Here is a 9,250-nt window from a genome sequence, read left to right as displayed (position 1 = left end):
GTCCCGCACGGCTGAGCGGGACGGCGACCGCCGCCACGGGAGGGACGCGTCCGGCTACGGCTCGGGGTGCCAGTCGCGCAGCATCCGGAAGAACACCTCCTCGTTGCCGCTCAGGCCCGCCCGGGCCAGAGCGGTCTCCGCCTCGGCGAGCACGGAGGGCGGCACCATCGGGGGCCCGGGAGGCCCCGGCGGGCCCGGCCGGGTGTCGAGGGCGGCGCGCACCGTGTGCAGCAGTCGCAGATAGGCCTGGACGGCGGTGCGCTCGCGGTCGGTCAGTACGGCGGTGGGCATCGCTCGGTTCTCCCCGTGTCGCGGTCGGTGACGATTCACCTCCAGCTTGCCGTCCCCCACTGACAATCGGATGGCCTCGCGGCCCGGTTCCCCCGCCCGGAGGGGCTCGTGCGCCGGGGCGTGTCCGCTCGGCCCTGCGGCCCCGGATACCCCCGGCGACGCCTCGATCCGCCCCGCCGGCCGATCCCGCCGCACCGGCCCGCGCAGCGACGAACCGGCCGGCCGGGTCCGGCACCTGCCGGCCGGCAGCAGGCCGAAGGCCTCGGCCTCCTTCTCCTCGGCCGGGTCGAACCGGGTGCGCGCGGCGACCTTCAGGACGGCCGCCCGCAGGGTGTCCTCGTCGAGGGCGTGACCCAGCAGGCGCGGCGCCGCCTCGGCACCCCGGACGTGAGGGCGACCGCAGTGGCCGGCCCGCATGTGCCACAGCTCGTGCCCCAGGATGACCGACTGGTGGTCCGGCGCCGTGCGTTCCCTGATCACGACGAGGTCCTGGTCCGCCATGTCGAGCCACGGCCCGCTCGCCGTCCCGGGCGGGAGGACCGCCGTACGGAACAGCACGGGCCGGCCTCGGCGCCTGCTCACCGCCTCGCACGGGGCCGCGTACGGATCGGCGGGCCGCGCCGGGACGGGAAGCGTCGGCTCCGCCGGCGACTCGCCGCACAGGCGGCGCGTCTCCCTGCCGATGCCCGCTGTCCTCCCCGGATCAGGCCTTGGGCCGCTGGACACTCTCCAGGAGCATGTCCAGCCACTCCGCGACCTTGTCGCGGTGCTGGTCGGTGGGCAGCTGAGCGGCCCGCCAGGCGATCTGGCGCACCCCGTGGTCCTGCAGCAGCCGCTCCAGCGGGTCGCCGGCCGACGCCACCGCCGCCCGCTCCCGGTCCGCGAGTTTCTGCAGCAGTTCCTGCTCGGTGTGCTGGAGCGCGCCCGCGAGCGCCTCGGGGTCCTCGGCGGTGAGGAAGCCGGCGTGCACCCGGAAGAACCGCTGGATGGCGTCGCAGTGCTCCATGGTCGGACGCCGGTCGCCGTTGATCAGCGCGCCGGCCTGCTGCCGGGACATGCCCGCGCCGTCGGCGATCTCCTGCTGCGTGTACTTGCGGCCGTTCGGCTTCAGCCGGGTGCGGCGCAGCAGGTCCAGCCGCTGCACGAACCGCGCCTGCACATCGGGCTCGCCCGCGGACCGGCCGCTCAGCAGCGCCTTGACCACGGACCCCGGGACACCGGAGGCGGCGGACAGCCGGCCGACGTCGAAGACCTCGGCGTGGGCCACGCCGAGCCGGTCGGCGAGTGCGGTGACGCGGGCGACGACGGCCGGCAGCGCGGTCGTCGGTGTGGCGCCCGGACCCTCGAAGCCACCCGTCACCGAAAGATCTCCTACGTCTCTCACAGGCTTCTCACAAGCGATTGCCGTGAACTTCACGGAGACTAGCCGTTGCCTCGAACCCACATCCAGGTCTCGCCACAACTGTGGCCAATTTCAGCCGTCAACCGGCGTGGAATGCCACGATAGTTGACACGCCTCATGTGCGGGCAGCAGGATCGGGGCGCCGCGTCAGGGCCGCACAGGCAAGAGGGGTGACCTCCCGATGGCACATCAGGCAGGAGGGCAGCGGCCGGCACCGCGGCCCGTCCCCGGGACTCCCGAGGTCCAGGCCTATTTCCAGGACTACGCCGTACTCCTGGAGGCGGTCCCCTTCCCCTCCCTGGTGATCGACCACCGCTGGGACGTGCTGCTCACCAACACCGCTTTCCGGACACTTTTCCAGGATGTCGAGCCGCACCCCACGGCTCTGCCCTCCGACAACTTCCTCCGGTTCGTCCTCTTCCACCCGGACGCGGCCACGGTGCTCGGCGACCACGAGTCGAGCTGGTGCCTGCCGATGCTGGCCCACTTCGCCGGGACCGTCGAGCGGTACGGACACGACCACGGGCTGCAGGCCATCCGCCGCGACATCGCCCAGGACCCCATCATGGAGGCCGCCTACCGGTACGGGCTGCCGCACTGGCTGCGGGCCGTCGGCGAGCGGGCCGCCGAACACGACGGCGCCGTACGGCCGCTGCTCCACCCCGACCCGCGCTGGGGCGCCACGGACTGCCGGATCGTCGCGGAGACGACCCCGACCCTCCAGGACATGGACTGCACCCGGCTGACGCTGGTCCTGCGCGAGGCGCGCCGCACTCCCTCCGGGGACCGCGGGTCCCGCCGCGCCGCCTCCCACCTGAGAGTGGTCCACTCCGCCGACTGAGGCAGCCCTTCGCCGACGGCGTCCGCACCCTTCCCCGGCACAGTGCCATGTGACATAGTACTGGCGTGAGCGAGCCGCTGACCTGCGATGTCGTGGTGGTGGGCGCCGGGATGACGGGCGCCGCCTGCGCTCTGTACGCGGCCCGGGCGGGCCTGGCCGTGACCGTGGTGGACCGGGGCCCCGTGGCCGGCGGCACGACCGGCGCGGGCGAGGGGAACCTCCTCGTCTCCGACAAGGCGCCCGGCCCCGAACTCGAACTCGCCCTGCTGTCCCGCCGGTTGTGGGAGCAGATGGCACAGGAACCGGTCGGGCCGGTCGAGTACGAGGCCAAGGGCGGACTCGTCGTCGCCGGGACCCCCGGAACGCTCGACGGGCTGCGGAGGTTCGCGGACGCCCAGCGGGCCGCCGGGGTGACGGCCGACCCCGTCCCCGCCGACCGGCTCCACGACCTCGAACCGTGTCTGGCGCCCGGCCTCGCGGGCGGCGTGCACTATCCGCAGGACGCCCAGGTGATGCCGGCCCTCGCCGCCGCCCACCTGCTGCGCGCCTCCGGGGCCCGGCTGCTCACCGGCCGCGAGGTGACCCGGGTCCTGCGCACCGCCGGCGGCACGGTGCGCGGGGTGCGCACGGACCGCGGCGACCTCCACGCCCCCGCCGTCGTCAACGCGGCCGGCCCCTGGGGCGGCGAGCTGGCCGCCCGCGCCGGAGTGACCCTGCCCGTCCTGCCCAGACGCGGCTTCGTCCTGGTCACCGAACCACTGCCGCCCCGCATCCGGCACAAGGTGTACGCCGCCGACTACGTGGCCGACGTCGCCAGCGACTCGGCGGCGCTCCAGACCTCCCCGGTGGTGGAGGGCACGGCCGCCGGGCCGGTGCTCATCGGCGCCAGCCGGGAACGGGTCGGCTTCGACCGGTCCCTGTCCCTCCCGGCGGTGCGGGCCCTGGCGGCGGGAGCGACGCGCCTGTTCCCCTTCCTGTCCGGCGTCCGGGCCCTGCGCGCGTACGCCGGCTTCCGGCCGTACCTGCCCGACCACCTCCCCGCGATCGGCCCCGACCCCCGGGCGCCCGGACTGTTCCACGCGTGCGGCCACGAGGGCGCGGGCATCGGACTGGCCACCGGCACCGGCCTGCTGATCGCCCGGGCACTGACCGGAGGGACACCGGAACTGGACCTCACCCCGTTCCGGCCCGACCGCTTCCCCCGTACGACGAAGGAGGCCGAGCGATGAATCCGCTGGAGTTCGCCGGGGCGCGGCCCGGACCCCCCTTCGAGGTGACCTTCGACGGACGGCGGATCGAGGCGCTGCCCGGCCGGACGGTCGCCGCCGTGCTGTGGGCCGCGGGTGTCACCTCGTGGCGCACCACCCGGGGCGACGGAAGCCCCCGCGGGGTGTTCTGCGGGATCGGGGTGTGCTTCGACTGCCTGGTCACCGTGAACGGCCGTCCCGGCCAGCGGGCCTGTCTGGTCCCGGCCCGGCCGGGCGACGTGATCCGCAGCCAGGAGGGGACGGGCCATGCGGACTGACCTCGCGGTGCTCGGCGCGGGACCGGCGGGACTCGCCGCGGCCCTCGCGGCGGAGCGGCGCGGTCTGCGCGTCGCCCTGGTCGACGCGGCACCGGAACCGGGCGGGCAGTTCTACCGGCAGCCGGCGGCCGGACTCCGCGCGGACCGCCCCCAGGCCCTGCACCACCGGTGGCACACCTGGACCCGGCTGCGGGACCGGCTCGCCGCGGGCTCCGTGCGCGTGCTGACCGAGCACCATGTGTGGTGCGTGGAACGGACGCCCGGCGGACTGACCGTGCACGCGCTGCTCGGACCGGAACAGCGGGAGCCGGCCGAGGTGCACGCCACCGCCGTCCTGCTGGCCACCGGCGGATACGAGACCGTGCTGCCCTTCCCCGGCTGGACGCTCCCCGGAGTCGTCACCGCGGGCGGCGCCCAGGCCATGCTCAAGGGCGGGCTCGTCGTACCGGGCCGGACCGCCGTCGTGGCCGGCACCGGGCCGCTGCTGCTGCCGGTGGCGGCCGGGCTCGCGGCGGCGGGCGTGCGGGTCGCCGCGCTGGCGGAGTCCGCGGACCCGGGCCGGCTGCCGCGGCACGCCGGTGCGCTGGCCGGCAAGCTGCCCGAGGGCGCCGGGTACGCGGCCCGGCTGCTGCGCCACCGCGTACCGTTCCTCGCCCGGCACACCGTCGTCCGCGCCCACGGTGGGGGTGCCTCCCGCTCATGGGGGTCCCCCCGCTCGAGCGAAGTCGGGAGTGGGGGAGAAGCCGGGAGTGGGGGAGACCGGCTGACCGGCGTCACCGTCGCCGCCCTCGACGCGCACGGCCGCGTCCGGTCCGGCACCGAACGCCATCTGCCCTGCGACACCCTCGCGGTGAGCCACGGCATGCTCCCGCACACCGACCTCGCCGAGAGCCTCGGCTGCCGCCTCGACGGACTCACCGTGGCCGTCGACGCGGAACAGCGCACCGACGTCCCCGGCGTGTGGGCGGCGGGCGAGGCCACCGGCATCGGCGGAGCCGCGCTCGCCCTCGCCGAAGGGCACATCGCAGGCCGTTCGATCGCCGCCCGGCTGCGGGGCGCCGTGCCCGACCCGGAGCAGTGGGCGCCCGCCGCCAAGGCCCGCGCCCGGTCGCGTGGATCCGCCGCCGCCCTCGACGCCGTGTACGCCCCGCCCGCCCACTGGACCGACCGGGTCACCGACGACACCGTGGTCTGCCGCTGCGAGGAGGTCACGGCTGGCGCGGTCCGTGCGGGACTCGCCCTCGGCGCCGGGGACGCCCGCACGGTCAAGCTGCTCACCCGGGCCGGCATGGGCTGGTGCCAGGGCCGGATGTGCGGACCGGCGGTGGCGGGCCTCGCGGGCTGTGAACCCACCCCGTCCCGGCGCCCGTTCGCGCGGCCCGTGCCGCTGGGCGTACTCGCCGGACAGCACGAACAGCACACCGGGAGAGGACCCTCATGACCGACCACCGTCCCTGGCGCGGCGTCCTCGTCGCCACCGCGCTGCCGCTGCACGACGATCTCTCCGTCGACCACGACCGCTACGCCGAGCACTGCGCCTGGCTCGTGGAGAACGGCTGCGACGGCGTCGTACCGAACGGCTCCCTCGGCGAGTACCAGGTGCTCACCCCCGAGGAGCGCGCCCGGGTCGTCGAGACGGCCGTCGCCGCGATCGGCGGGGAGCGCGTCATGCCCGGCGTCGCCGCCTACGGGGCCGCCGAGGCCCGCCGCTGGACCGAGCAGGCGGCCGAGGCCGGCTGCCGGGCCGTGATGCTGCTGCCGCCCAACGCCTACCGTGCCGACGAACGTTCCGTGCTCGCCCACTACGCCGAGGTCGCCGCGGCCGGACTCCCGGTCGTCGCCTACAACAACCCCGTCGACACCAAGGTCGACCTGGTACCGGAACTGCTCGCCAGACTGCACGGAGAGGGGTACGTCCACGCCGTCAAGGAGTTCTCCGGGGATGTCCGCCGTGCCTACCGGATCGCCGAACTCGCTCCCGAACTGGACCTGTTGATCGGCGCGGACGACGTCCTGCTGGAACTCGCCGTGGCCGGCGCCAAGGGCTGGGTGGCCGGCTACCCGAACGCGTTTCCCCGGTCCTGCGCCGAGCTCTACCGCGCCGCCGCCGGCGGTGACCTCGACACCGCGCTGCCGCTGTACCGGCAACTGCATCCTCTTCTGCGCTGGGACTCACGGGTGGAGTTCGTGCAGGCGATCAAGCTGTCCATGGACCTCGTCGGGCGGCGCGGCGGCCCCTGCCGTCCACCCCGCGTACCACTGGAACCCGGTCAGGAGGCGGCCGTCCGCGCGGCCACCGAGAAGGCCGTCGCGGCCGGACTCGCGTAGGGGAGGGGCCCGGTCATGCGCAGCAAGCTCGTCCTGCACGCCGTCGACTCGCACACCGAGGGCATGCCCACCCGCGTGATCACCGGCGGCATCGGCACCATCCCCGGCGCGACCATGAACGAGCGGCGCCTGTACTTCCGTGAACACCGCGACCACATCAAGCGGTTCCTGATGAACGAGCCGCGCGGACACTCCGCGATGAGCGGCGCGATCCTCCAGCCGCCGACCCGGCCCGACTGCGACTGGGGCGTCGTCTACATCGAGGTCTCCGGATACCTCCCGATGTGCGGGCACGGCACGATCGGTGTCGCGACGGTGCTCGTCGAGACCGGCATGGTCGAGGTCGTCGAACCGGTCACCACCATCCGCCTGGACACCCCCGCCGGGGTCGTCGTCGCCGAGGTGGCGGTCGAGGACGGTGCCGCCACCGCCGTGACCCTGCGCAACGTCCCGTCGTTCGCCGTCGCCCTCGACCGGAAGGCGACCCTGCCCGACGGCCGGACGGTGACCTACGACCTTGCCTTCGGCGGCAACTTCTACGCCGTCCTGCCGCTGGACCGGCTCGGGCTGCCCTTCGACCGGTCCCGCAAGGACGAGATCCTCGCGGCCGGACTGTCCCTGATGGAGGCGGTCAACGCCGGCGGTGAACCGGTCCACCCCGAGGACCCGACCGTCCACGGCTGTCACCATGTCCAGGTGACCGCTCCCGACGCCACCGCCCGCCACTCCCGGCACGCCATGGTGATCCACCCCGGCTGGTTCGACCGCTCGCCCTGCGGCACCGGCACCAGCGCCCGCATGGCCCAGCTCCACGCCCGCGGCGAACTCCCGCTGCACACCGAGTTCGTGAACGAGTCCTTCATCGGCACCCGGTTCACCGGCCGGCTGCTCGGCACCACCGAGGTGGCCGGCCGCCCGGCGGTGCTGCCCAGTTTCACCGGCCGGGCCTGGATCACCGGCACCGCGCAGTACCTGCTGGACCCACGGGACCCGTTCCCGGCGGGATTCGTGCTGTGAGCACCGCCCTCTCCGGCCTGGGCGGCCGCGGGCCCAGCTACCGCGAGCGGGTCGCGGACGCGCTGCGGGCCGCGCTGATCGCCGGGGAACTGCGCCCCGGCGAGGTGTACTCGGCCCCCGGGCTCGCCGCCCGCTTCGGGGTCTCCGCCACCCCCGTGCGCGAGGCCATGCTCGACCTCGCCAAGGAGGGGCTGGTCGACACGGTGCCCAACAAGGGCTTCCGGGCCACCGCCGTCTCCGACCGGCAGCTCGACGAGTACACCCACGTCCGCGCGCTCATCGAGATCCCGACGACGGCCCGCCTGGCCGCCACCGCGGACCCGGTGGCCCTGGAGGCGCTGCGCCCGGTCGCCGAGGAGATCGTCACCGCCGCCGCGGCCGGTGACCTCATCGCGTACATCGAGGCCGACCAGCGCTTCCATCTGGGACTGCTGGCGCTGGCCGGCAACGGCCACCTGGTCGAGGTGGTCCGGGACCTGCGGCGGCGCGCACGTCTGTACGGGCTGACCGCGCTGGTGGAGCAGGGGCGGCTGGAGGCGTCGGCCGAGGAGCACCTGGAACTGCTCGACGCGCTGCTCGCCCGGGACACGGAGGCCGTACGGGCCGTGATGACCCGCCACCTCGGACATGTCCGAGGGCTCTGGGCGGCGCCTTGACAAGGAATGTGCGCAGGAACGCAAGCCACTTGCGTTTCTTGCGTTATTCTTGCGTGCATGACACGACGACTTGCTGTGGTGGCGAAGAAGGTCGGGGTCAGTGAGGCCACGGTCAGCCGGGTGCTCAACGGCAAGCCGGGAGTCTCCGAGGCCACCCGGCAGGCGGTGCTCTCCGCCCTGGACGTGCTCGGCTACGAGCGGCCGACACAGCTGCGCGGTGAGCGCGCCCGGCTGGTCGGCCTGGTCCTGCCCGAGCTGCAGAACCCGATCTTCCCGGCCTTCGCCGAGGTCATCGGCGGTGCGCTGGCCCAGCTCGGTCTCACGCCGGTGCTGTGCACCCAGACCCGGGGCGGTGTCTCCGAGGCGGACTACGTGGACCTGCTGCTCCAGCAGCAGGTGTCCGGCGTCGTGTTCGCCGGCGGCCTTTACGCCCAGGCCGACGCGCCCCACGACCACTACCGGCGGCTCGCCGAGCGCAACATTCCGGTCGTCCTCGTCAACGCGGCCATAGAACACCTCGGTTTCCCGGCCGTCTCGTGCGACGACGCCGTGGCCGTGGAGCAGGCCTGGCGGCATCTGGCCTCGCTCGGGCACGAGCGCATCGGGCTGGTGCTCGGTCCCGGCGACCACATGCCCTCGGCCCGCAAGCTGGCCGCCGCCCGCGCGGTCGCGGGGGACGTGCCCGAAGAGCACGTCGCCCGCGCCATGTTCTCCATCGAGGGCGGTCACGCCGCCGCCTCCCGGCTCATCGAGCGGGGCGTCACCGGCTTCATCTGCGCCAGCGACCCCCTCGCCCTCGGTGTCGTACGGGCCGCCCGCCGCAAGGGACTCGGCGTCCCGGAGCGGATATCCGTCGTGGGGTACGACGACTCGGCGCTGATGAACTGCACGGAACCCCCGCTCACCACCGTCCGGCAGCCCATCGAGGCCATGGGCAGGGCGGTGGTGGAACTGCTGAACGCGCAGATCGGCGGCAGCGCGGTGGCACCCGAGGAGCTGCTGTTCGAACCCGAGCTCGTGGTACGCGGGTCGACCGCCCAGGCACCCCGTTCCTGAGACTCCCTCAACTGTCGAATAATTTCATATTCCGTGCGACATCTTGCGGACCGATGTCGTCGGTGCTTGAGTGTGCCCCGCCCACCGCTCCTGTTCCGAGGGGTTCACTCGCTCCTGTCCCGTAAGGGGTCCAC

Annotated in this window: 10 protein-coding genes and 1 pseudogene; 8 read left to right on the top strand and 3 right to left on the bottom strand. The window is 74.2% G+C overall.

Annotated elements, in window-relative coordinates:
• Positions 1 to 54: 54 nt before the first annotated feature.
• The 3 genes and pseudogenes from ACFXAE_RS18290 to ACFXAE_RS18280 form a co-directional block, all read right to left on the bottom strand.
• Positions 55 to 291 (bottom strand): hypothetical protein, encoded by a 237-nt coding sequence (locus ACFXAE_RS18290; protein ID WP_384715362.1) that lies wholly within the window; start codon positions 289 to 291, stop codon positions 55 to 57.
• Between the two features lie 132 nt (positions 292 to 423).
• A pseudogene (locus ACFXAE_RS18285) lies at positions 424 to 975 on the bottom strand (toxin-antitoxin system, toxin component); the annotation flags it as partial.
• 19 nt (positions 976 to 994) lie between these two features.
• A complete protein-coding gene (locus tag ACFXAE_RS18280) occupies positions 995 to 1,651 on the bottom strand; it encodes a helix-turn-helix domain-containing protein (protein WP_384715354.1) in 657 nt (218 codons plus the stop codon).
• A 223-nt stretch (positions 1,652 to 1,874) separates the two neighbouring features.
• Between ACFXAE_RS18280 and ACFXAE_RS18275 the strand changes: the two genes are divergently transcribed.
• From ACFXAE_RS18275 to ACFXAE_RS18240, 8 genes are all read left to right on the top strand, one after another.
• Positions 1,875 to 2,534 carry a hypothetical protein gene (locus tag ACFXAE_RS18275; protein ID WP_384715352.1) on the top strand — a complete coding sequence of 220 codons (660 nt, stop codon included), beginning with the start codon at positions 1,875 to 1,877 and terminating at the stop codon, positions 2,532 to 2,534.
• Positions 2,535 to 2,599: 65 nt separating this feature from the next.
• Positions 2,600 to 3,763, top strand: a complete 1,164-nt coding sequence (locus ACFXAE_RS18270) for an NAD(P)/FAD-dependent oxidoreductase (protein ID WP_384715350.1) — start codon at positions 2,600 to 2,602, stop codon at positions 3,761 to 3,763.
• Positions 3,760 to 4,059, top strand: a complete 300-nt coding sequence (locus tag ACFXAE_RS18265; RefSeq protein WP_384715349.1) for a (2Fe-2S)-binding protein — start codon at positions 3,760 to 3,762, stop codon at positions 4,057 to 4,059. Before ACFXAE_RS18270 ends, ACFXAE_RS18265 begins: the two co-directional genes overlap by 4 nt.
• Positions 4,049 to 5,500, top strand: a complete 1,452-nt coding sequence (locus ACFXAE_RS18260) for an FAD-dependent oxidoreductase (protein WP_384715347.1) — start codon at positions 4,049 to 4,051, stop codon at positions 5,498 to 5,500. Before ACFXAE_RS18265 ends, ACFXAE_RS18260 begins: the two co-directional genes overlap by 11 nt.
• Positions 5,497 to 6,387, top strand: a complete 891-nt coding sequence (locus tag ACFXAE_RS18255; RefSeq protein ID WP_384715345.1) for a dihydrodipicolinate synthase family protein — start codon at positions 5,497 to 5,499, stop codon at positions 6,385 to 6,387. Before ACFXAE_RS18260 ends, ACFXAE_RS18255 begins: the two co-directional genes overlap by 4 nt.
• Before the next feature lie 15 nt (positions 6,388 to 6,402).
• Complete coding sequence (locus ACFXAE_RS18250) at positions 6,403 to 7,404, top strand: proline racemase family protein (RefSeq protein ID WP_384715343.1); 1,002 nt, start codon at positions 6,403 to 6,405, stop codon at positions 7,402 to 7,404.
• On the top strand, positions 7,401 to 8,060 hold the full coding sequence (locus ACFXAE_RS18245) for a GntR family transcriptional regulator (RefSeq protein WP_384715341.1): 660 nt from the start codon (positions 7,401 to 7,403) through the stop codon (positions 8,058 to 8,060). The genes ACFXAE_RS18250 and ACFXAE_RS18245 overlap by 4 nt, the downstream gene beginning before the upstream one ends.
• A 57-nt stretch (positions 8,061 to 8,117) precedes the next feature.
• Entirely contained in the window at positions 8,118 to 9,116 is a 999-nt protein-coding gene (locus ACFXAE_RS18240; protein ID WP_384715339.1) for a LacI family DNA-binding transcriptional regulator, read from the top strand.
• Positions 9,117 to 9,250: the final 134 nt, after the last annotated feature.

It is taken from the genome of Streptomyces sp. NPDC059454 (assembly GCF_042749965.1).
Lineage (GTDB): Bacteria > Actinomycetota > Actinomycetes > Streptomycetales > Streptomycetaceae > Streptomyces.
The sequence above is the reverse complement of the archived record's forward strand: the minus strand, read 5'-3'. Positions and strand labels throughout refer to the sequence as shown.